Below are 20,530 nucleotides of genomic sequence, written 5' to 3'. Positions count from 1 at the left end.
CGGCCAACTTAAAAGCCCAGGTCAGAAGGGGTGTGTGACATAGTTCACTAACTCGCACCCCTTGGGGGCGGGCCTCTGAGCGGGGCATACATTGGCAGCACGGCTCACGTGATTCGGACCGCATCGCGGCTGAGATCGCGCGGCCGCGACCACCTATCCACATCAGCTGGCCGGCCACAGGATGGCACGGGCAGTGCGATCAACACGCTTGAATCGCGATGCGAGAAGGACAAAAAAACATCATGGCCGCAGATATCACGACCAGCGACCCCCTGACGACCACCTACCGCTCGAGTCACGCCGAGCTCCAGGCCTGGGTCGACGAGGTCGCCGCACTCACCAAGCCCGACTCGATCACCTGGATCGAGGGCACCCCCGACGAGTGGACCCGCCTCACCGACGAGCTCGTCGACGCCGGCACCTTCGTCCGCCTGGACGAGACCAAGAAGCCCAACTCCTTCTGGTGCGCCTCCGACCCGACCGACGTCGCGCGCGTCGAGGACCGCACCTTCATCTGCAGCGTTGACGAGGCCGACTCCGGCCCCACCAACAACTGGATGGCGCCGACCGAGATGAAGCGCCTCATGACCGACCTGTACGACGGGTCGATGCGCGGCCGCACCATGTTCGTCATCCCGTTCGTCATGGGCCACCTCGACTCGGCGCACCCGATGTTCGGCGTCGAGATCACCGACTCCGCTTACGTCGTCGCGTCGATGACCGTGATGGCCCGCGTCGGCCGCGAGGTCCTCGACAAGATCGAGGCCACCACCGCCTCGTACGTCCCCGCGCTGCACTCCGTCGGCGCTCCGCTCGAGGCCGGCCAGGCGGACGTGCCGTGGCCGTGCAACGACACCAAGTACATCGTGCAGTTCCCCGAGGAGCGCATGATCTGGTCGTACGGGTCCGGCTACGGCGGCAACGCGCTGCTCGGCAAGAAGTGCTACTCGCTGCGCATCGCCTCGGTCATGGGTCGCGACGAGGGCTGGCTCGCCGAGCACATGCTGATCCTCAAGCTCACCTCGCCCGAGAACGAGGTCAAGTACATCGCGGCCGCCTTCCCGAGCGCGTGCGGCAAGACCAACCTCGCGATGGTCGAGCCCACGATCCCGGGCTGGAAGGTCGAGACCCTCGGCGACGACATCGCGTGGATGCGCATCGGCGCCGACGGCCGCCTCTACGCGGTCAACCCCGAGTTCGGGCTGTTCGGCGTCGCGCCGGGCACCGGCTGGGACACCAATGCCAACGCGATGCGCACCATCGCCAAGGGCAACTCGGTGTTCACCAACGTCGCGCTCACCGATGACGGCGACGTCTGGTGGGAGGGCATGACCGACGAGGCGCCCGCGCACCTCACCGACTGGAAGGGCCGCGACTGGACCCCCGAGTCCGACGAGCTCTCGTCGCACCCCAACAGCCGCTTCTGCACCCCGATCCGGCAGTGCCCGATCCTGGCGCCGGAGTACGACGACCCGAACGGCGTGCCGATCGACGCGATCCTCTTCGGCGGTCGCCGCAAGACGACCATCCCGCTGGTGACCGAGGCCCGCGACTGGACCCACGGCACCTTCATGGGCGCCACGCTGTCGTCCGAGACCACCGCTGCGGCGACCGGCGCGGTCGGCGTCGTCCGTCGCGACCCGATGGCCATGCTGCCGTTCATCGGCTACGACGCCGGTGACTACTTCAGCCACTGGATCTCGATGGCCAAGAACAACGACGAGTCGAAGTTCCCCAAGGTCTTCTACGTCAACTGGTTCCGTCGTGACGAGGACGGCGGCTTCCTCTGGCCGGGCTTCGGCGAGAACAGCCGCGTGCTCAAGTACGTCGTCGAGCGCATCGAGGGCAAGGTCGACGCCGTCGAGACGCCGATCGGTCTCGTGCCGGCGCCCGGCGCGCTCGACACCGACGGCCTGGACGTCAGCGACGAGCAGATGGCCAAGGCGCTCGCGGTCGACGTCGACGAGTGGAAGGCCGAGATCCCGCAGATCAACGAGTGGTTCGAGAAGTTCGGCGACAAGCTGCCGGCCGTGCTCTGGACCGAGCTCGACGGTCTGAAGGCTCGCCTGGAAGTCGCTGGTTGAGCCTGTCGAAACCCTCGCTGGTTGAGCTTGTCGAAACCCCCGCGCGACGCCCCGCCGCTCACGCAGCTGGCGGGGCGTCGTGCTGTCCCCGACCACCCCTACGACCCAGGTCTGACACGCCCTCGCCAGGACGACCCCGCAGACCGACGAACCACGGGCCGCACCGCCGTACGGTCGCGACGTGCTGATCACCGATCCCCTCTCACACCTGATCGCCGAGGCCTTCGCGGGCCTCCCGTCGCCGCTTTCGAACGCCCTTCTCCTTCTCCCGGACATCGGCCTCGTCGCGCTCGCGCTGCTCCTCGTGACGGCCTCGTACGGGCGTGGGCCGCGCCCGCTAGCGATCGGTATCGCCGCAGGGATCGGAGTCGTGGTCTCGTACGGCGCGAGCGAGCTGCTCAAGGTCCTCGTCCGCGACGAGCGTCCGTGCCGCACCCTGGACGTGCTCGCGACCTGCCCCGGCGCCGGAGACTGGGCGTGGCCGAGCAACCACGCGACGATCGCGGCAGGTCTCGCGACGGCGGTGGTGCTGGCGGTGCCGCAGTGGTGGCGGTACGCGATGCTCCTGGCCGGCGTGGTGGCGCTCGGACGGGTCGTCGTCGGAGTCCACGACATCGCCGACGTGGTCGCCGGAGCAGCGCTCGGGATCACCGTCACGGTCGTGGTCGCACGGCTCCTGGCCCACCGCGTCGCGACCCTGCTCGTACGGGGCCCGGCGGTGTGACGCAGAAGTCTTCGCTCGATGGCCGGGTAGTGATCGAGTACTGAGTCGGCATCGCGGGCTCAGGAGAGCATCGAGCTTCACCGAAAGCGCGGTTTCCGGGCTGAGGGGACGGTGCGCCTCGCTTCTCCCTCTCGCCAGGCGAGCGGTCCGGAAGGACCGGACTCGCCGAAGCGTCGAATCAGACAGATTTACGAGTGCAACGCCTACTGAGCCACGGGTTTCGCGATGGCGGGCCTCGTAGGTTCTGCCTGCCGGATGGTAACGGGGATCGTTTCGAGTTGGGGTTCGGCGGCGGCAATCGCCTGTTTCACGTCGTGGCTGAGAGCGCTCTTGCTTAGGCGCGCGACTGCTGACTCGGTCACTTCGACGATCAGGCCGGAGCGGTCAGGCGTGCCGACGGCACCGATCACCGTGCCTTCGGCACCAGGAGCGTGGATCGCAGCGTCGGCTGCCAGGTTGATCTCTTCCTGGCTGTAGGCAGCCGGCAGCGCGGTCACCGTGATGCCGTTGAGCCCTGAGCGCTCGAGCTTGCGCAATTCGTTGGGGACGGTTCCCTTCCAGCGCACCGTCGTGGTCATCGTCTGGAGATCGTTGCTGGCCCCGGCAAAGCCGGAGTACTTCTCGCGGAGCGCGTCCAAGGCGTCGTTGACGGACACAAACTTCTCCGTCGCGACTGGTCCGGCCACGTTCACCTCACTACCAGGATCTGCACTCTCTTCGGCGGCAAGCGTGGCTGCGGTGGCTGCGGTGGCTGCGGTGGCCACAACCGCTGTCGCTGCAACGGCGGCGAAAACGACGGGAACTCTGCGCGCAAGACGAGTCATGCCGATAACGATGCGCCCTGGAACCGTTGTGTTGCGAGGCGTTGTGCTACTCCGTGTAGGTCCAGACCTTGATGGTGTTGGTTGGTGTCGCGCTCTCCCCGACGAACCACTCTGTTTGGCCGTTGCCACACGCCCTGGAGTAGAAGGTCTCGCCGCTAGCCTGGATTTTGACCACGGCGCACTTGCCGTCAGCCTTGGTGTCCTTCACCCACCCGTCGATGTTGGCGTAGCCGCCACTGCACCAGATGGTGTAGTGCGACTGGGCGCCAGTGACGGAGACGTTCCGGGTGTTTCCGCACGTGTCTGCAGAAGCTGGCGACGCTCCGACCACACCGGCCGCTGCCACGAGCCCTGCTGTCGCAAGAACAGCCTTCACATGGTTCTTCATGGATCCTCCTGTATTGCTGGCCGTGTTGAATTGCTTGACAGCGTGGGTGGCGACACGCGTTGGCACAACGGCTTTCGATCAGGGTCAAAACCCGCAGACGCCGCCGAGTCCGGCTGAGGCAGCAACGGAAGCTCCAACTGCCGCGCTGAGCGTGAAAGAGGGCCGACCTACCCAACAATCGGCGCGCGCTCGCGCACCCTGTACATGCGGACGTCGTCGGTGGATGGACACGCCAAGCATCGAGGCGCGGAACCGTCGGCGAGCTCGAGATGCTTAGACGTTGGCGACGGCTGGTGAGGACTGGCTACGGCTTGCCCGGGTTGCCGCCGAGCAGCTATTCAACCCGAGACCCTTCCGGACGGTTGTGGCGCTCGGGTTTCGCATTTCTAGACGTCCTTGACGTCCTCCAGGAGCGGTTGGACGCGCCGCTTCCAGTCCTGGCCGCCCCATTGGAACGCCCACCCAATCGTGTCCACCCGAACCGACGGGGAGGCTTGGCCTCACCCCCCGGGCTCTGTGCTGAGCATCCTCCGCGGATTGGTCTGGTCGTTTGCCGCCGGTCGCACCTCGGTGGAAGGGGGGCAGCGGCAAGCCGGCCGCGTCGAACCTCGCGCGGGGGCAACTCCCTACCTGTCGCCTCGTCGAGGATCCGCACGTCGGCCCCGCCGAGGGGGACACCCAGGGACCCCGACGGGGCACGGCTGACGCTGGAGCGCAGGGGTCTTCCCTCTGTCGACAGAGCGACCTCACCACTGGCTCGAGCAGCGAGCGCAAGGAGGTTAGGTGAACAGTCAACTACCTGTCGGCGGCCGAAAGGCGTAAGGGACAATGGCGACATGGCCGACACCGCAGCTCCCTCGCTCATGCCCGCAGCGTTCATCGGCCACGGCAACCCGATGAACGCCCTCGAGCGCAACCGCTACACCGAGGCCTGGCGCACGCTCGGCGAGTCCCTGCCGAAGCCGCGAGCGATCCTCGTCGTGTCGGCCCACTGGTACATCAACGCCACCGCGGTCACCGCGATGCGGGCGCCGCGGACCATCCACGACTTCTACGGGTTCCCTCGCGAGTTGTTCGAGGTGGAGTACCCCGCGCCGGGCATGCCGGAGCTGTACGAGGAGGTGTCCGACGCGGTGCACCCGACGTGGTGCGGCGAGGACAAGGACTCGTGGGGCATCGACCACGGGACCTGGTCCGTGCTCACCCACGTCTTCCCGGACGCCGACATCCCGGTCGTCCAGCTCAGCATCAACGCCGACAAGGGCCTCGACTACCACCTGGACCTCGGCCAGAAGCTCAACACGCTGCGCGCCGACGGCGTCCTCGTCCTCGGCAGCGGCAACGTCGTCCACAACCTCGGCGGGATGGACTGGGGACTCGCCGAGGAGGGGTACGACTGGGCGCACCGCTTCAACGAGTCGGCCAAGGAGCTGATGGCCGACGACCCGACCAACATCCCGACGCTCGACGCGCACTCGGACTACCGCCACGCGGTGCCGACACCGGACCACTTCCTGCCACTCCTCTATCTCGCCGGGATGGCCGATCAGTCCGGGCGCGGTGCGGAGGTGCTCGTCGACGGCTACACGTACGGGTCCCTGTCGATGACGGCGTTCACGCTCGACCTGGACTGCCCGGCGCCGGACGGCGACGTCGCTGCCGGTGAGCCCGCCACCCCTGACTCGCCGCCGGACGGCTCCAACATCTGACCGCTCGCACCCGCCTCGAGTCCGTCCTCGAGCTCGCGCGGGGTCATCTTCGGGATCGCGAGGGCGACCAGTCCCGCGACGAACACCACCGCTCCGAGGAACAGGAACCCTCCGACGTACGCGCCCTCGCGGGGCTCGCCGCCACGTCCGAGGTTGCCGGTCACGATCGTCGCCATGACGGCCGAGCCGACGGCGCCGCCGATCGTACGGATGTTGGCGTTCATCCCTGTCGCGACTCCGGTCTGCTCCGGCGGCACGGCGGCGACGACGAGGCTCGCCAGGCACGCGAAGACGGCGCCGACCCCGATGCCGAAGAGCCCGCTGGCGAGCGCCGTCTGCCACGGCTCGTGGTGGACCAGACCCATCGAGCCGAGTCCGACCGCACTCATGAAGCAGCCAACCACGACGACCGGCTTCGGACCGCGGATGCGCGCGAGGGGCGCGGAGACCAGTCCCATCAGGAAGACGCCGAGTGCCGAGGGGAGCATCAGCAGGCCCGACTCGGAGATCGTCGCGCCGAAACCGTATCCGGCGACGTCGGGATCGGTCTGCAGCAGCCGCGGGGTGAACGCGAACGACGCGTACATGCCGACGCCGATGAGGAACGCGACGAGGTTCGCGGTCCACACCGCAGGCAGACGCATCATCCGCAGGTCGATGAACGGCACGCGCGCCCGACTCTCGACCAGCACCCATCCGACGAACAGGGCGAGCGCCGCGACCAGGAGGCTGAGCACGAGCGGCGACGCCCATCCGGCCCGCGACCCTTCGCTGATGCCGACGAGCAGCGCCGTCAGCCATCCGGCGAACAGGAGCGTCGGGATCATCGGGATGCGCCCCGGCGTCCGTACGGGCGACTCCGGGACGAGCAGCCACGCCGCGACGGCCGCCGCACCGGTCACGATCGCTGGCAGCCAGAACAGCCACGCGTAGCCGAGCGTGCCCACCAGCGGGCCCGCCACGACCGTCCCGAACCCGCCGCCGGCGCCCATGAGCGCGGACACGAAGCTGATCGCTCCGGCGATCTTGGGCTCGGGGAACTCGTCGCGGATGATCCCGAACGCGAGCGGCACCACGCCGCCGCCGACGCCCTGGACGACCCGGGCGGCGATCATCACAGCCACGTTCGGCGCGAGCGCCGCGATCACGGAGCCGACGGCGAGCAGCCCGAGCGCGTACACGAGCACGCGCTCCTTGCCGGTCGCGTCCCCGAGGCGTCCGGCCAGCGGCGTGAAGATGGACGCGGAGACGAGGTACGCGGTGACGACCCAGGTGACCGTCGTCGGGTTCGTGCCGAGCTCGTCCTGGATACGCGGGAGAACCGGGATGGTCATCGACTGCACGAGCGCGAACGAGGCGACGCCGACGCACAGGACGGCGAGTGTGACTCGATAGTGCGTGCGTCGCGCTGTCGAGATCACCGGGGCCCCCTGTCATGGCGGCCACGTCGGCAGTGACCAGTTCCGCATAGCAACTAACCACATGGGATCCGGCTTCATTCCGCGAGGGGCGTCTCAGAGCGAAAGGCTCAACCGCCGGCCACGGGGTCGCGCGAGATGGGGCACGACATGCAGCGCGGCCCGCCGCGCCCGGTCCCGAGCTCCGAGCCGGGGATCCGGATGACCTCGATCCCGGCCGCCTCCATCCGCGCGTTCGTCTCGACGTTGCGCTCGTACGCCACAGCGAGCCGCGGCGCGATCGCGAGGGTGTTGTTGCCGTCGTCCCACTGCTCCCGCTCGGCGGTCACGGCGTCGAGGCCGGTGTCGATGACGCGCAGCCGGTCGATCTGCAGCGCCTTCGCGGCCGCCTCGAGGAACGGCGCCGGCCCGTCGATGGCCAGGTCGGTCCCGTGGCCGTCGGTGACCGCGTACGCCTGGAGCGTGTCGGCGACCGCCGGATACATGACGACCGCGTCGACGTCGACCATCGTCACGACCGTGTCGAGGTGCATCGTCGCGCGGTCCTGCGCGATCGGGACGGCGAGCACAGTGGTCGCCAGGTCGTGCGCGAAGCACTGGCGTGCGATCCGCTCGAACCCCGCCGGCGTCGTACGCTCGCCGACGCCGACGGCGATGACCCCGTCACCGAGGACGAGGACATCACCGCCCTCGAGGTGCTCGAGGTGCGGGCCGTGCACGCGCGGCACGTGCGAGAACCGCCGGTGGTGCTCGTAGACGAGCTGCGTCAGGTGCGACTCGCGCTCGCGGGCCGGCATCGCGAAGCTCGTCAGCGCCACCTCGTCGCGCAGCCACACCGACGAGTCACGGGTGAAGAGCAGGTTCGGGAGCGGGTCCACGAGGAAGTCGTCGGGCTGCAGCAGCGTCGTCACCACGCTCCGTACGCCGTCGAGCTCATCGTTGCGCAGCCCCGCGGTCAGCACCTCGGCGAGCCCGTCGGGGTCGAGCGCGGAGAACGCGGCGGAGAGATACTCAGAGACCGTGTCGCCCAGACGCAGGTCACCCGTCAGGTCGGCCACCGCGGTCGCGTGCGCCGCCGGATGCTGCAGCGTCTCGACGAGGAGATCACGCAGATAGAGCACCTCGACGCCCCGGTCGGCGAGCGCCGCCGCGAACACATCGTGCTCCGCGACCGCCTTTCCGACCCATGGGAGCCCGTCGAAGAGCAGGGAGTCGTTGTTGCGCGGGGTGAGGCGTTTGAGCTCGGGCCCCGGCCGGTGGAGCATGACCGTACGAAGCCGTCCGACCTCGCTGGCAACTCCGGGGGAGATGACACCGTTGTCCATCCACTCACCTTAGGGTCATGCGGCCTAGGGTGAGGATCGTGGCTCTCGCGATCTCGATCCTCGCCCTCGTCGCGGCCGCGGGGGCGCTCCTCGTCTCGGCGACCGCCGCGTCGCGCGCACCCAAGCGCGGCCGGTCCGGCCGTACGGTCGACCACCTGCCGCGCGACACCGCTGCCCTGCGGCGAGAGGTGGCTGCGCTGGCCGACGCGCAGGCGCAGACCTTCCGGCACCTGGCGGTCGTCCGGTACGACGCCTTCGGTGACACCGGCGGCGCGCTCTCGTGGACGCTCGCGCTGGTCGACGACTCAGGATCCGGCGTCGTCCTGACGTCGATCCACGGCCGCAACGAGACCCGGACGTACGCCAAGAGCGTCACCGCGTGGAGCAGCGAGCAGACCCTGACCCCGGAGGAGGAGCGGGCGCTGTCCGAGGCCCGCCACCGCTGACGCCTGGCGCACTTTCCGTTGGGCCCAACGGAAAGTGCGTCCCCCACCGGAACATTCCGGTGGGGCGAGACCTTTCCGTTGGGCCCAACGGAAAGTACGGATCGGCGACCCGGTCGGCTACCTCGAGCGCGCGGACCTGGAGGCCGTCGAGGAGGCGCTCGCGCTGTATCTCGGCCTGTGACCTCGCCGTCGCTCCCACGCGTCGCACGCGAGCAGGACCCCTCCGGCGAGCGCGAACCCGGCGATGATGTCGATGACGTAGTGCTCGCCGTAGTAGACCAGCGCGAACGACATCGCGAGCGGATACGCCAGGAGCAGCCACCGCCACGAGGAGCGCAGCCGCTGGATCCCGTAGAACGCGATCAGCGCCGCGAGTCCGGCATGCAGCGACGGCATCGCGGCGACGGGGTTGCCGACGTTCGCGAGCGCGAGGTGGAACCCGCCGAGCCCCAGCGTCGACCACCCTCGACCGGTGAGCCGTGCGACCTCCTCTGAGAGGTAGCCGTCCTGGCTCGCCATCCACGGCGGCGCCATCGGATACAGGATGTAGACGACCAACGCACCGAAGCTGATCGCGAGGTAGCGCCGCATCCACTGCATCCACTCGCGGCGACTCACCATCCACAGGACCACGGCGATCGTCAGCCCGGCGACGAAGTGCGTGAAGTAGACCGTCGTCAGCATGATGTCGTACCAGTGCGGCGGAGAGGCGTACGAGCACGGCTGGTCGCATAGCCAGTCCTGGAGGAGGTGCGAGGGCGTCGTGCCTCCGCCGAGCCACTCGTCGAACACGATCGGCTCCGTGACGTGCACGGGCAGCGCGAACAGCTCGTCGGCGAGCCCGCGGCTGTAGAGATAGACGAGCAGGAACGCGACCGGCCCCCACCAGTCCTTGAGGAAGCCGAGATGGGCCTGCCAGCCGGCCCCGGTGTTCCACGCGATCGTCAGGACCCACAGCCACGCGACGATCTGCACGACGTCGGTCGGTAGCCCGACGAACACCAGCCAGAGCACGAACGCGCCGGCGAACATGACCATCGCGGCCGCACGGCGCTGCCACGAGGCCGTCGACTCGTCCACACCGCCCCCAATGATCTCGCGCGCCGTCTTCCTACCGTAGGACGGCACGGTGTCACGCGCGACGTGATGAGTCTCGTCCGGGGTGTCGTTCGTGGCTCGGCTCACGCGGGCTTGGGAGCGTCCACGGCGAGCTTGATGCCCACCATCCCGAGGAGGCTGCCGCTGATCCGGCGCTGCCACGCCATCCACGACGGGCGGCTCGCGAGGAACGCGGCGATGCCTCCGGCGACCACGATCAGCGACGCGTTGACCAGGGCGCTGACGGTGATCTGGATGCTGCCGAGGACGAACCCCTGGACCACCACGTCGCCGCGCGAGAGGTCGACGAACTGCGGGATCAGCGACACGTACATGATCGCGGCCTTGGGGTTGAGCAGGTTGGTCGTCAGGCCCATCGTGAACAGCCGCCGGTGCGAGTCGCGCGGGAGGTCGCGTGCCTCGAACGCGGAGAGCCCGCCGGGCCGCAGGGTCTTCCACGCGAGCCAGAAGAGGTACGCGGCGCCCGCGACCTTGAGCGCCACGTACAGCCATGGCACGACCACGAACACCGCGGCCAGCCCGACGTTGGCCATCACCATGTAGACCGCGAACCCGACCATCGTCCCGAGCAGCGACACGAGTCCCGCCGCCGGTCCCTGGCTGATGCTGCGCGAGACGAGATAGATCATGTTCGGCCCGGGTGTGAGCACCATGCCGAGCGCCACGAGCGCGATGCCGAGGGCGGCGGTGGTCTCGATCATGCGGGCTCCTCGATGGCGGACAGGGATCTCGTACGAGAGTGCCACGCCGGGTCCCGGCGCGGCACTCCCATTAGGCGATCTTGCGGCGGTACGTGGCCATCGCCCCGACGTACGCCACGACCAGGAGCCCGACGCACCACGCGAGCGCGATCCACACGTCGTTGCCGACGGGCTGCTCGGCGAACAGCGCCCGGATGGAGTTCACGATCGGCGTGACCGGCTGGTTCTCCGCGAACCACTGCACCGGGCCCGGCATGCTGTCGGTGGGGACGAACGCCGAGCTGATGAACGGCAGGAAGATCAGCGGGTACGAGAACCCGCTCGCGCCGTCGATCGTCTTCGCCGTCAGGCCCGGGATGACGGCGAGCCACGTCAGCGCGAGCGTGAACAGGAGGAGCATCCCGAAGACCGCGAGCCAGTCGAGCACGCTCGCGCTCGTACGGAAGCCCATGGCGAACGCGACGGCGATGACGACCACGACGGAGATCATGTTGGCGACGAGCGAGGTCAGCACGTGCGCCCAGAGCACCGACGAGCGGGCGATCGGCATGGACTGGAAACGCTCGAAGATGCCGGCCTGCAGGTCGGTGAAGAGCCGGTACGCGGTGTAGGCGATGCCCGAGGCGATCGTCATGAGCAGGATCCCGGGCAGCAGGTAGTTCACGTACGAGTCCGAGTCCTGGCCGGTCTCGATCGCGCCCCCGAACACGAAGACGAACAGCAGCATCATCGCGAGCGGGGTGACGACGGTGGTGATGATCGTGTCCGGGCTGCGCGAGATGTGGCGCAGGGATCGTCCGGTCAGCGTGGCGGTGTCGGGGAGGAAGTGCGCGGTGGCGGTCATCGGTTGTCCTTGGAGTTCGTGCCGATGACCGCGAGGAAGATCTCCTCGAGGGTCGGCTGCTTCTCGACGTACTCGATCTCGGCGGGCGGCAGCAGCTGCTTGAGCTCGGCGAGGGTGCCGTTGGCGATGATCCGACCCTCGTGGAGGATCGCGATCCGGTCGGCGAGCTGCTCGGCCTCGTCGAGGTACTGCGTGGTGAGCAGCACCGTCGTCCCCTGGCCAGCGAGCCCCTTGACGGTGTCCCAGACCTCGAGGCGCGACTGCGGGTCGAGCCCGGTGGTCGGCTCGTCCAGGAAGATCACCGGCGGGTTGCCGATGAGGCTCATCGCGATGTCGAGCCGGCGGCGCATGCCTCCGGAGTACGTCGACACCTTGCGCCCGCCGGCGTCGGTGAGCGAGAAGCGGGCGAGCAGGTCGTCTGCGATCGCGCCCGGGTCCTTGAGGTGGCGCAACTTGGCGACGAGGACGAGGTTCTCCCGGCCGCTGAGGATCTCGTCGACCGCGGCGAACTGGCCGGTGAGGCTGAATGACTCGCGGACGTCCGCCGCTTGCGTCGCGACGTCGTACCCCTCGACGGTCGCCGTCCCCGCGTCGGCCTTGAGCAGCGTCGACAGGATCTTCACGAGCGTGGTCTTGCCGGCGCCGTTGGAGCCGAGCAGCGCGAAGATGCTGCCCCGCGCGACGTCGAAGTCGACGCCACGCAGGACGTGAAGCTCGTCGAACGACTTCTCCATCCCGCGGATCGTGATCGCGGGGGTCTGTGTGGTGCTCACGCGTCCCCCTGCTCGCTGGCAGCGTCGTCGATCGCCTTGTTCAGGCGGGCGCGCTCCTTGTCGATCCACTGCTTGCCGGTGTAGGCCGCGGCGAAGGTCTCGGCGAACTCCACCGGGTCGTCGCCGACGATCGCGCGCACCGATGTCTCGTCGGCAGCGGCACGTTCCCAGAGGTCGGCGAAGTCGCCGAACATCGTCATGAAGGTGTCACCGTCGGTGAGGCCCGAGCTGTACATGAGGTAGCGCTCGAGCGCCTTCGCTGCCTGGTCGTACGGCTCGGGGAGGGCCTCGATGCGGGCCTTGTACTGGCGGAACTGCTTCTTCTGCTCGAGCGATCCGGTCAGGGTCTCGATCCACTTGGCGGCCATCTCAGCGCACCCCTTCTGTCGTGTCTGTGTTGTCGGTGTTGTCCGTGTTGGTGTGGAGCTGCTCGATCCGTTCGACGAGGAAGCTCCAGGTCGTCCAAAACTCGTCGAGGTGCACCTGCCCCTGAGCGTTCAGGGAGTAGACCTTGCGCGGCGGGCCCTTCTCGGACGGGACCTTCTCTACGTCGACGAGGCCGCGCTGCTCGATGCGGACCAGCAGGGCGTAGACCGTGCCCTCGGCGATCTCCGAGAAGCCCTGGTCGCGCAACCACGCGGTGATCTCGTACCCGTACGCGGGTCGCCGGGTGAGGATCGCGAGGACGATCCCCTCCAACGTGCCCTTGAGCATCTCGGTCATCTGCTTGCCCATGGAGGCCACCTCCTTTCACTACTCTGCGTCATTGACTACCAGTACATAGTAACGCTGAATAGTGCCCGCGCAAGGGGTTTCTCGCGGCAGTTTTCGCGACCTGAAACGTTGCACCGTTCGGTTCAGTGTTGTGCTATGGTGAACCACATGGTTCAGCAAAATGGTTTGGACGACGCGTTCGCCGCTGTCGCCGATCCAACCCGGCGGCAGGTCCTCGTACGACTCACCGAGGGGCCTGCCGCCGTGAGCGAGCTGGCCGCTCCGTTCGCGATGTCGGTGACCGGCATGGCCAAGCACGTCCGCGTGCTCGAGGACGCGGGGCTCGTTGTCACCGAGAAGGTCGGCCGTACGCGGCTGTGCCGGCTCGGCGAGGAGCGGCTGGAGGATGCCATGGCCTGGATCAGCTTCTATCAGAGGCTGTGGGAGCGACGGCTCGACGGCATGGAGGCCTACTTCACGCTGGGCCTCGGCAAGGACGACAAGGGGGAGACGGCATGAGCGAGAGCGAGAGCACGAGCACGAACGAGGGGCTGGCGCTGAAGGTGTCGCGCTGGCTGCCCGCGACGCCGGAGGAGGCGTTTGACGCCTACACCGACGCCGAGAAGCAGAAGACCTGGTTCAGCATCCTCGACGAGGAGCCGGGCATCGTCGAGATCGAGGTCGACCTCCGCGTCGGCGGCACGCAGACTGCGGTCTGGGGGCCGAGCCGCGACCAGCTGTTCCGCGAGGTGCAGACCTTCCTCGAGATCGATCGCCCGTACCGTCTCGTGACCGAGTCGACCGGATCCGATCCGAGCGGGTCGACGATGACGTCCCGCGTCGAGGTCACGTTCGAGCCCGACGGCGACGGCACGCTGATGACCGCGGTCCAGACGGGCCTGCCCACGCCAGAGGTCCGCGACTTCTTCACCGGCGAGGTCTGGAGGGGCGCGTTCGACCGGATCGAGGCGTTCCTGCGGACGCCAGAGGCGCGGCTGCCCTGACCGCCGCGGGAGCGGTGGTCAAAGTGAGCCGCAGTTCACGATCTCGGCATCACGACCGGCAGCCGTCACCGCTTCACGGAGAGGACGTCGCGGGCCTGCTCGGCGGCGCGGGCGATGCTCTCGCCGACGAAGTCGAGGAAGCGGGCGACGTTCTCGAGGCGGGTGGCGGCCGGGGTCTCCGGACCCAGAACACCGACCCCCTCTCTCGCGACCGTGATGACCTGAGCGAGGGACTCGACGCTCGCCATCATCGACTGGTACCAGATGTCGTCATCGACGACATAGCGTTCGCGACGACCGTCGCCGGGTTCGCGGCGGACCAAACCTTGACTCTCGAGGAACGCGATCGCCTTGGAGATCGACGCCGGACTGACCTGCAGGCGCTCGACGAGCTCGGACGCAGTGAGGCTGCCTGAGTCGGTGGTGTAGAGACAGGCCTGGACCCGCGCCATCATCTTGGGCGTGCCCGCCGCCATCAGGACGGTGGTGAGGGTCTCTTCGAAGTCGCGTACAGCCTCGGCGTCGCGCCCGTGGGCCTGCGGGAACGCCGCCGCCTCGCCGGATGCCGGCTTCTTGCGCCGCTGGGTGCGGCGTTGGGTCGCCCGCTGCGCGAGGTCGGGGCGATAGGCGGTGGGCCCGCCGTTGCGCATCACCTCTCGCGTGATCGTCGACGTCGGTCGGTCCAGACGCCGACCGATCTCGGCATAGGCGAGGCCGTCGGCCAACCCCAACGCGATCTGCTGACGCTCCTGCGGGGTGAGTCTGCCTCCCGGCATCGCGATCTCCTTCGTCGAGCGACACATGTCGTCACTTCCGTACCGGAACCATAGCGTTCATCGGCAGAACATTGCAACGTTGATAACGCGGCGTTGCATTTCGCTTGAGACTCATTGCAATCATTTCATGCCTGTGACCTGGGAGGACTCGGTTTCAGTGCAACTTGGTTGTTGCCAGTTTCAGAAAAGCAACGTAGCGTTTCACTTGTCAGAAACACCGACCACAGACAGCAAACACACAGGAGCTCACCATGAAGACCTTCGCCACCACCGCCCCGATCACCGCCGTCGTCGACATCCCCGCCGGCCGCATCCAGCTCATCGCCACCGACCGCGCCGACGCCAAGGTCGAGGTCCGCCCGTCAGACGCCTCGAAGAGCCGCGACGTGAAGGCCGCGGAGCAGACCACGGTCGACTACGTCGACGGAGTCCTTCGGATCAACGCCCCTGCCCCGAAGAACCAGATCCTCGGCAGCTCCGGTTCCGTCGAGGTGACGGTCCAGCTGCCCGTCGGCTCCCGCGTCGAGGCCAAGGCGGCCAGCGCCGAGCTGCGTGGCGTGGGACGGCTCGGCGACGTGGAGTTCGACGGTGCGGCGGGCTCGATCAAGCTCGACGAGACCGCGGGCGTCCGCCTGACGCTCCAGGCAGGCGACGTCTCGGTCGGCCGCCTGGGCGGAGCCGCTGAGATCAGCACCGTCAAGGGCGACATCAGCGTCGCTGAGGCAACCCGCGGTGCGCTCGTGCTCCGCACCGAGGCCGGAAACGTGTCCGTCACCGCCGCGGCCGGCGTCTCGGCCACGCTCGACGCCGGCACTGCCTACGGCCGGATCACCAACACGCTCATGAACGCCGACGGTCCCGACGCCGCCGTGAGCATCCACGCCACCACGTCGTACGGCGACGTCGTCGCTCGCAGCATCTGACCCGTACCTCCGAACCCGCAGCCTCTGCAGGAGAACCCCTCATGAGCACTCCCACCGTCCACTCCCATCCGGCCATCGCCGCGTACGGGCTGCGCAAGTCGTACGGCGACAAGGTCGTGCTCGACGGCATCGACCTGGCCGTCGCGGAAGGAACGATCTTCTCCCTGCTCGGCCCGAACGGCGCCGGCAAGACCACCGTGGTCAAGATCCTCTCGACCCTCATCTGTGCCGGCGACGGTTCCGGTGAGATCCGCATCGGGGGCCACGACCTCACCGCCGACCCTCAGGCGGTCCGCGCCGCGATCGGCGTCACGGGGCAGTTCTCCGCCGTCGACGGGTTGATCACCGGCGAGGAGAACATGCTCCTCATGGCGGACCTGCACCACCTGTCCAAGCAGGACGGTCGCCGTACCGCGGCTGAGCTGCTGGAGCGCTTCGACCTGCTCGACGCCGCGAAGAAGCCGGCCTCCACCTACTCCGGCGGCATGAGGCGCCGTCTCGACATCGCGATGACCCTGGTGGGCGGCCCGCGGATCATCTTCCTGGACGAGCCGACCACGGGCCTCGACCCGCGCAGCCGACACAACATGTGGCAGATCATCCGTGAGCTCGTCTCCGACGGCGTCACGATCTTCCTCACCACGCAGTACCTCGAGGAGGCCGACGAGCTCGCCGACCGCATCGCCGTGCTCAACGACGGCAAGATCGTCGCCGAGGGGACTGCCGCCGAGCTCAAGCGGCTCATCCCGGGCGGGCACATACGGCTGCGCTTCACCGACCCTGCCGCGTACCGGAGCGCCACCGTCGCGCTCCACGACTCGACCCATGACGACGACTCGCTGTCACTGCAGATCCCGAGCGGCGGAAGTCAGTACGAGCTTCGCTCGATCCTCGACCGCCTCGACTCGGCCGGGATCGCCGCCGACGAGCTGACCATCCACACCCCCGACCTCGACGACGTCTTCTTCGCCCTTACCCAGCCCAAGGAGGCTGTCCGATGAGCTCCCTCTCCCTCGCCGTACGCGACTCGTCCACGATGCTGCGCCGCAACCTCCTCCATGCTCGGCGCTATCCGTCCCTCACCCTGAACCTGCTGCTCACCCCGGTCATGCTGCTGCTGCTCTTCGTGTTCGTCTTCGGCGACGTGATGGGCGCGGGCATCGGCGGCCAGGACCGCGCCGACTACATCGCGTACGTCGTCCCCGGCATCTTGCTGATGACCATCGGCAGCACCGTGATCGGCACTGCGGTGTCGGTCTCGACGGACATGACCGAGGGCATCGTCGCCCGCTTCCGTACGATGGCGATCCACCGCGGATCCGTCCTTTTCGGACACGTCGTCGGCAGCGTCCTGCAGTCGATCATGAGTGTGGTCCTGGTCGCCGCCATCGCCGTGGCCCTCGGCTTCCGGTCGACCGACGCCGGCGTGGGCGAATGGCTGGCAGCGCTCGGGCTGCTCGTGCTCTTCGCCACGGCGCTCACCTGGATCGCCGTCGGCATGGGCATCGGCAGCCCGAGCGCCGAGGCTGCCAGCAACAACGCGATGCCGCTGATCCTCCTGCCGCTCCTGTCCAGCGCGTTCGTCCCCCTCGACGCGATGCCCGGCTGGTTTCGTCCGATCGCCGAGTATCAGCCCTTCACCCCCGCGATCGAGACCCTGCGCGGTCTGCTCCTCGGCGGCGAGATCGGCAACAGCGGATGGCTTGCGATGGGCTGGTGCCTGGGGCTCGCACTGCTCGGCTACGTCTGGTCGATGGCGCAGTTCAATCGCGACCCGCAGTAGTTCCTGCGGGAGGAGACCGTATCGAGATTCCCTCACCGCCCGCCGCGCACGTCCTCCGCGATCGCCCCAGCCAGCCCCACGAACTGGTGGCCGCCCGCAGGGTGCGCGACCGTGCGCGCCGAGGGCATCCGTACGGCGTTCAGCGCCAGATGCTCGTACGGCACCACCTCGTCGTCACGACAGTGGTGCAGCGAGACACGCATCCGCGGCTCCGGCCCGTCGTACACGTACTGCGCGACGTCCCACCCGTCCGGACTCCAGTCCGGCATCGCGAGCAGCAAGGCTCTCGTCGGCGCCCACCCATCCTCGGGAAGCACCCACTGCAGGATGGTCGCCCCGAACGAGTGACCGATGACGACGTCGTCGGCACTGAGCCCGGCCAGCCGCTCCCTGAGGGGGCCGGCCCACGCCTCCACAGACATGTCCTCGTCGGGCAGCTGCGGGTAATCCACGGGAGCACGAACCACGTCGCTCAACGCGTCGGCCATCCCCCGGTCCTCGAGGTAGCCGCCCGCGCCGTGGACGAAGAGAACCCCCATCGCCCCACAGTAGGACGTGGAGCGATGTCGAGAAGCCGACCTCGGCTCCGCTCTCCTCCTGTACACACCCGCAACGAAGGGACGAAACAATGAATGACCTCATCGGTATCGCGCGGTTCGACTTCCGCGACGGCGACGTCGAGGAGTTCAAGCGCCTGTCCGAGCAGGCCATGGAGATCGTCCGGGCCAAGGAACCCGGCACCCTCGAGTACAGCGTCTACTTCAACGCCGACGAGACCGAGGCGATCGTCATCGAGCGCTACCGCGACTCCGAGGCTCTCCTGGCGCACTCGGCGAACCTCGCCCACCTCATGGAGCCGGTGATCGCGACGGGCTCGGTGCACGGCGAGCTCCTCGGCGACCCGAACGCCGAGATCCGTGGGAACCTGAGCGACGAGGGTCCCGTCCAGCTGTTCACGCCGTTCCTGACGATGTGAGTCGCAGACGCCCCGACCGTCGCCCACGAAATGGCGTTGACGGCGGCCGGGCCAGGATCGATGGTGTCGCGGTGATGATCCGACGTGAGGTACCCGCCGACATCGAGGCCGTACGCATGGTGACCGCTGCGGCGTTCCGTACCGCCGAGCACAGCGCACCGCCCGTAGAGCCCGGAGGTGATCCGGGCGAGGCGACGCTGATCTCGTGGCTACGTGACGATGCCGGATGGATTCCGGAGCTGTCCCTCGTGGCTGTCGAGGGCGACCAGGTCGTGGGCCACGTCATCGCCACGCGAGCCGGGGTCGATGGCCGTCCAGCTCTGGGCCTCGGGCCCCTCAGCGTTCTCCCGCGCCTGCAGCGCACGGGTGTCGGCTCAGCGCTCATGCACGCCGTGCTCGGAGCCGCCGACGCACTCGCCGAGTCGGTGGTGGGACTGCTCGGCGAGCCTGCCTATTACCGCCGTTTCGGCTTCGTCCCCGCAGCGTCGCTCGACATCGTCGCCCCAGAGCCTGCATGGGGCGACTACTTCCAGGTCCGCACCCTCACCTCGTACGCCGGGCTCGCCGGCCACTTCCGCTACGCCAGACCCTTCGACAGGATAAGCGAATAACCTTTCACACTTGCCCTCTTGATTAAAGTTTAGATACTCTTCCTTTAATCGAGGGCCGAGCGATGAAAGGATATTCCACAGTGGCTGGCTGGTCCGAAGGGCAGTGGCAACCCACTGTCGTCGAGGGCGTTCCGCGTCGCGACCGGCGTACCGGCGCCTACCTGCGCTATATACCCGACCCGCTCGAGGCGCGCCCGCTCACTCTGGACTCGAGACTCGCGCGCACGATCGCTGACGCCGAACGTGCCGTTCGCGCTCTCAACGCCCCCGGCGCCGAGAGCCTGGCCTCGATCGCCCGGTTCCTGCTTCGGTCCGAGGCGATCGCCAGCTCCCGGATCGAGGGCGTCACACCGTCCGCGAAGCAGGTTGCCCTGGCCGAGCTCGGCCGAAGCGAGCATGTCCGCGGCGTGAGCGAGCAGGCACAGCTGGTCGCGAACAACATGACCGTCGTCCGGGAGGCCACGTCTGCCCTCGTCGACGCGAAAGAGGTGACCGTCGACGACATCATCGAGCTGCATCGCGCCCTGATGCCCGAGGACGAGCATCACCATGGCCTGCGCACCGTGCAGAACTGGATCGGCGGCTCGGACTGGTATCCGATCGACGCCGAATTCGTTCCGCCACCAGCCGAACTCGTGAGCGACCTCATGTCTGACCTGGTCGATGACATGAACGGAGCGGCGCACTCACCCCTCGTGCAGGCCGCACTCGTGCACGCGCAGTTCGAGACGATCCACCCGTTCACCGACGGAAACGGTCGCGTGGGACGCGCTTTGATCCATACCGTTCTCGCCCGTCGCGGTCTGATGACGACCGCGATCCTCCCGATCAGCCTGGCCCTCTCCACATGGCGGGATCGATATGTCGCGGGCTTGGTCGCGTACCGGTACGACGGTGACCCCGCAGAGGCCGGGTCGATCGCTGGCGTGAGGGCCTGGATCTCGACGTTCGTCGAAGCCGCGGAGTCGGCAGCGGCCCAGTCCGCCGATCTCGCTGAGCAGGTCGAGGCACTCCGTGCCGCATGGACCGCGAGGGTCGCCTCCCATCGCGAGTCGATCGGCCGCCGAGCGACCCCGCGGGCCGACTCGGCTAGCGCACGGCTCCTGCGTCTCTTGCCCGAGGCGCCGGTGGTGACCGCGTCGACGCTCCAGCGGATCCTCGACGTCTCCTTCCCTGCGGCCAGTACTGCGCTCGACGAGCTGCGTCAGGCCGGCGTGGTGACCACGTTCACGATCGAGCGCAACGCGACGGCCTACCTCGCGACCGAGGTCCTCGATCTGATCACCGTCGCCGAACGTCGCCTGGCGAGCACCAAGGCAGACACCAGGACGTCGCCACCGAACCGGCCTGTCCCGGCACGAGCGCACCGCCGATCCTGAGTCCCTCAG

General features: G+C 68.1%; 23 protein-coding genes and 1 pseudogene. 12 read left to right on the top strand and 12 right to left on the bottom strand.

The window, feature by feature from the left end; all coding sequences use genetic code 11:
- Positions 1 to 242: 242 nt before the first annotated feature.
- Both HCT63_RS02125 and HCT63_RS02120 read left to right on the top strand, forming a co-directional pair.
- The gene (locus HCT63_RS02125) at positions 243 to 2,084 is read left to right on the top strand and encodes a phosphoenolpyruvate carboxykinase (GTP) (protein WP_167001066.1); all 1,842 of its coding nucleotides are present in this window, start codon (positions 243 to 245) and stop codon (positions 2,082 to 2,084) included.
- Positions 2,085 to 2,265: 181 nt separating this feature from the next.
- A complete protein-coding gene (locus HCT63_RS02120; RefSeq protein ID WP_167001064.1) occupies positions 2,266 to 2,808 on the top strand; it encodes a phosphatase PAP2 family protein in 543 nt (180 codons plus the stop codon).
- Positions 2,809 to 3,011: 203 nt separating this feature from the next.
- On the opposite strand, the gene HCT63_RS02115 is transcribed toward HCT63_RS02120, so the two are convergent.
- Together HCT63_RS02115 and HCT63_RS02110 are read right to left on the bottom strand one after the other, a co-directional pair.
- A complete protein-coding gene (locus HCT63_RS02115) occupies positions 3,012 to 3,632 on the bottom strand; it encodes a hypothetical protein (protein WP_167001062.1) in 621 nt (206 codons plus the stop codon).
- A 46-nt stretch (positions 3,633 to 3,678) separates the two neighbouring features.
- Positions 3,679 to 4,020, bottom strand: a complete 342-nt coding sequence (locus tag HCT63_RS02110) for a hypothetical protein (protein WP_167001060.1) — start codon at positions 4,018 to 4,020, stop codon at positions 3,679 to 3,681.
- An 836-nt stretch (positions 4,021 to 4,856) separates the two neighbouring features.
- Between HCT63_RS02110 and ygiD the strand changes: the two genes are divergently transcribed.
- The gene (ygiD, locus tag HCT63_RS02105) at positions 4,857 to 5,729 is read left to right on the top strand and encodes a 4,5-DOPA dioxygenase extradiol (RefSeq protein ID WP_208322224.1); all 873 of its coding nucleotides are present in this window, start codon (positions 4,857 to 4,859) and stop codon (positions 5,727 to 5,729) included.
- A 44-nt stretch (positions 5,730 to 5,773) separates the two neighbouring features.
- On the opposite strand, the pseudogene HCT63_RS20335 reads toward ygiD, so the two are convergent.
- Positions 5,774 to 7,150 (bottom strand): annotated as a pseudogene (locus tag HCT63_RS20335) (MFS transporter); the annotation flags it as partial.
- Between the two features lie 107 nt (positions 7,151 to 7,257).
- Entirely contained in the window at positions 7,258 to 8,472 is a 1,215-nt protein-coding gene (locus tag HCT63_RS02100) for an arginine deiminase (protein ID WP_167001059.1), read from the bottom strand.
- 38 nt (positions 8,473 to 8,510) lie between these two features.
- On the opposite strand from HCT63_RS02100, the gene HCT63_RS02095 reads away from it, so the two are divergent.
- The gene (locus tag HCT63_RS02095; protein ID WP_243842848.1) at positions 8,511 to 8,918 is read left to right on the top strand and encodes a DUF4446 family protein; all 408 of its coding nucleotides are present in this window, start codon (positions 8,511 to 8,513) and stop codon (positions 8,916 to 8,918) included.
- Positions 8,919 to 9,035: 117 nt separating this feature from the next.
- Here HCT63_RS02095 and HCT63_RS02090 read toward each other — a convergent pair whose 3' ends face one another.
- The 6 genes from HCT63_RS02090 to HCT63_RS02065 form a co-directional block, all read right to left on the bottom strand.
- On the bottom strand, positions 9,036 to 10,103 hold the full coding sequence (locus HCT63_RS02090) for a phosphatase PAP2 family protein (protein ID WP_167001055.1): 1,068 nt from the start codon (positions 10,101 to 10,103) through the stop codon (positions 9,036 to 9,038).
- Positions 10,100 to 10,738, bottom strand: coding sequence for a LysE family translocator (locus HCT63_RS02085; RefSeq protein WP_167001053.1), 639 nt, complete (start codon positions 10,736 to 10,738; stop codon positions 10,100 to 10,102). Before HCT63_RS02085 ends, HCT63_RS02090 begins: the two co-directional genes overlap by 4 nt.
- A 70-nt stretch (positions 10,739 to 10,808) precedes the next feature.
- Positions 10,809 to 11,582, bottom strand: a complete 774-nt coding sequence (locus HCT63_RS02080; RefSeq protein WP_167001051.1) for an ABC transporter permease — start codon at positions 11,580 to 11,582, stop codon at positions 10,809 to 10,811.
- Positions 11,579 to 12,316: an ATP-binding cassette domain-containing protein gene (locus tag HCT63_RS02075; protein WP_167002223.1), complete on the bottom strand. Its 738-nt coding sequence runs from the start codon at positions 12,314 to 12,316 to the stop codon at positions 11,579 to 11,581. Before HCT63_RS02075 ends, HCT63_RS02080 begins: the two co-directional genes overlap by 4 nt.
- Positions 12,317 to 12,351: 35 nt before the next feature.
- Positions 12,352 to 12,723, bottom strand: a complete 372-nt coding sequence (locus HCT63_RS02070; protein WP_167001049.1) for a DUF1048 domain-containing protein — start codon at positions 12,721 to 12,723, stop codon at positions 12,352 to 12,354.
- Position 12,724: 1 nt separating this feature from the next.
- On the bottom strand, positions 12,725 to 13,090 hold the full coding sequence (locus HCT63_RS02065) for a PadR family transcriptional regulator (RefSeq protein WP_167001047.1): 366 nt from the start codon (positions 13,088 to 13,090) through the stop codon (positions 12,725 to 12,727).
- Between the two features lie 147 nt (positions 13,091 to 13,237).
- Between HCT63_RS02065 and HCT63_RS02060 the strand changes: the two genes are divergently transcribed.
- Together HCT63_RS02060 and HCT63_RS02055 are read left to right on the top strand one after the other, a co-directional pair.
- Positions 13,238 to 13,588, top strand: coding sequence for a metalloregulator ArsR/SmtB family transcription factor (locus HCT63_RS02060; RefSeq protein WP_167001044.1), 351 nt, complete (start codon positions 13,238 to 13,240; stop codon positions 13,586 to 13,588).
- Complete coding sequence (locus tag HCT63_RS02055) at positions 13,585 to 14,073, top strand: SRPBCC domain-containing protein (RefSeq protein WP_167001042.1); 489 nt, start codon at positions 13,585 to 13,587, stop codon at positions 14,071 to 14,073. Before HCT63_RS02060 ends, HCT63_RS02055 begins: the two co-directional genes overlap by 4 nt.
- 65 nt (positions 14,074 to 14,138) lie before the next feature.
- Here the strand turns inward: HCT63_RS02055 and HCT63_RS02050 are convergent, their stop codons facing one another.
- On the bottom strand, positions 14,139 to 14,849 hold the full coding sequence (locus HCT63_RS02050; RefSeq protein ID WP_167001040.1) for a helix-turn-helix domain-containing protein: 711 nt from the start codon (positions 14,847 to 14,849) through the stop codon (positions 14,139 to 14,141).
- 251 nt (positions 14,850 to 15,100) lie between these two features.
- Here HCT63_RS02050 and HCT63_RS02045 point away from each other — a divergent pair, with 251 nt between their 5' ends.
- The 3 genes from HCT63_RS02045 to HCT63_RS02035 are packed head-to-tail and all read left to right on the top strand — an operon-like array spanning position 15,101 to position 17,555.
- Positions 15,101 to 15,772, top strand: coding sequence for a DUF4097 family beta strand repeat-containing protein (locus HCT63_RS02045; RefSeq protein WP_167001038.1), 672 nt, complete (start codon positions 15,101 to 15,103; stop codon positions 15,770 to 15,772).
- Between the two features lie 41 nt (positions 15,773 to 15,813).
- The gene (locus HCT63_RS02040; RefSeq protein WP_167001036.1) at positions 15,814 to 16,773 is read left to right on the top strand and encodes an ATP-binding cassette domain-containing protein; all 960 of its coding nucleotides are present in this window, start codon (positions 15,814 to 15,816) and stop codon (positions 16,771 to 16,773) included.
- Positions 16,770 to 17,555 carry an ABC transporter permease gene (locus tag HCT63_RS02035; RefSeq protein WP_167001034.1) on the top strand — a complete coding sequence of 262 codons (786 nt, stop codon included), beginning with the start codon at positions 16,770 to 16,772 and terminating at the stop codon, positions 17,553 to 17,555. The genes HCT63_RS02040 and HCT63_RS02035 overlap by 4 nt, the downstream gene beginning before the upstream one ends.
- A 32-nt stretch (positions 17,556 to 17,587) precedes the next feature.
- Here HCT63_RS02035 and HCT63_RS02030 read toward each other — a convergent pair whose 3' ends face one another.
- Complete coding sequence (locus tag HCT63_RS02030) at positions 17,588 to 18,094, bottom strand: alpha/beta hydrolase (protein WP_167001032.1); 507 nt, start codon at positions 18,092 to 18,094, stop codon at positions 17,588 to 17,590.
- 89 nt (positions 18,095 to 18,183) lie between these two features.
- Between HCT63_RS02030 and HCT63_RS02025 the strand changes: the two genes are divergently transcribed.
- The 3 genes from HCT63_RS02025 to HCT63_RS02015 all read left to right on the top strand — a co-directional run bounded on the left by HCT63_RS02025 (position 18,184) and on the right by HCT63_RS02015 (position 20,521).
- On the top strand, positions 18,184 to 18,531 hold the full coding sequence (locus tag HCT63_RS02025) for an antibiotic biosynthesis monooxygenase (RefSeq protein WP_208322223.1): 348 nt from the start codon (positions 18,184 to 18,186) through the stop codon (positions 18,529 to 18,531).
- Positions 18,532 to 18,605: 74 nt separating this feature from the next.
- Positions 18,606 to 19,142: an N-acetyltransferase gene (locus tag HCT63_RS02020; RefSeq protein WP_243842847.1), complete on the top strand. Its 537-nt coding sequence runs from the start codon at positions 18,606 to 18,608 to the stop codon at positions 19,140 to 19,142.
- A gap of 80 nt (positions 19,143 to 19,222) precedes the next feature.
- Complete coding sequence (locus HCT63_RS02015) at positions 19,223 to 20,521, top strand: Fic family protein (RefSeq protein WP_167001028.1); 1,299 nt, start codon at positions 19,223 to 19,225, stop codon at positions 20,519 to 20,521.
- The last annotated feature ends 9 nt before the right edge of the window (positions 20,522 to 20,530 follow it).

Origin of the sequence: Mumia sp. ZJ430, from assembly GCF_011751845.1 — a bacterium.
Lineage (GTDB): Bacteria > Actinomycetota > Actinomycetes > Propionibacteriales > Nocardioidaceae > Mumia.
The sequence above is the reverse complement of the archived record's forward strand: the minus strand, read 5'-3'. Positions and strand labels throughout refer to the sequence as shown.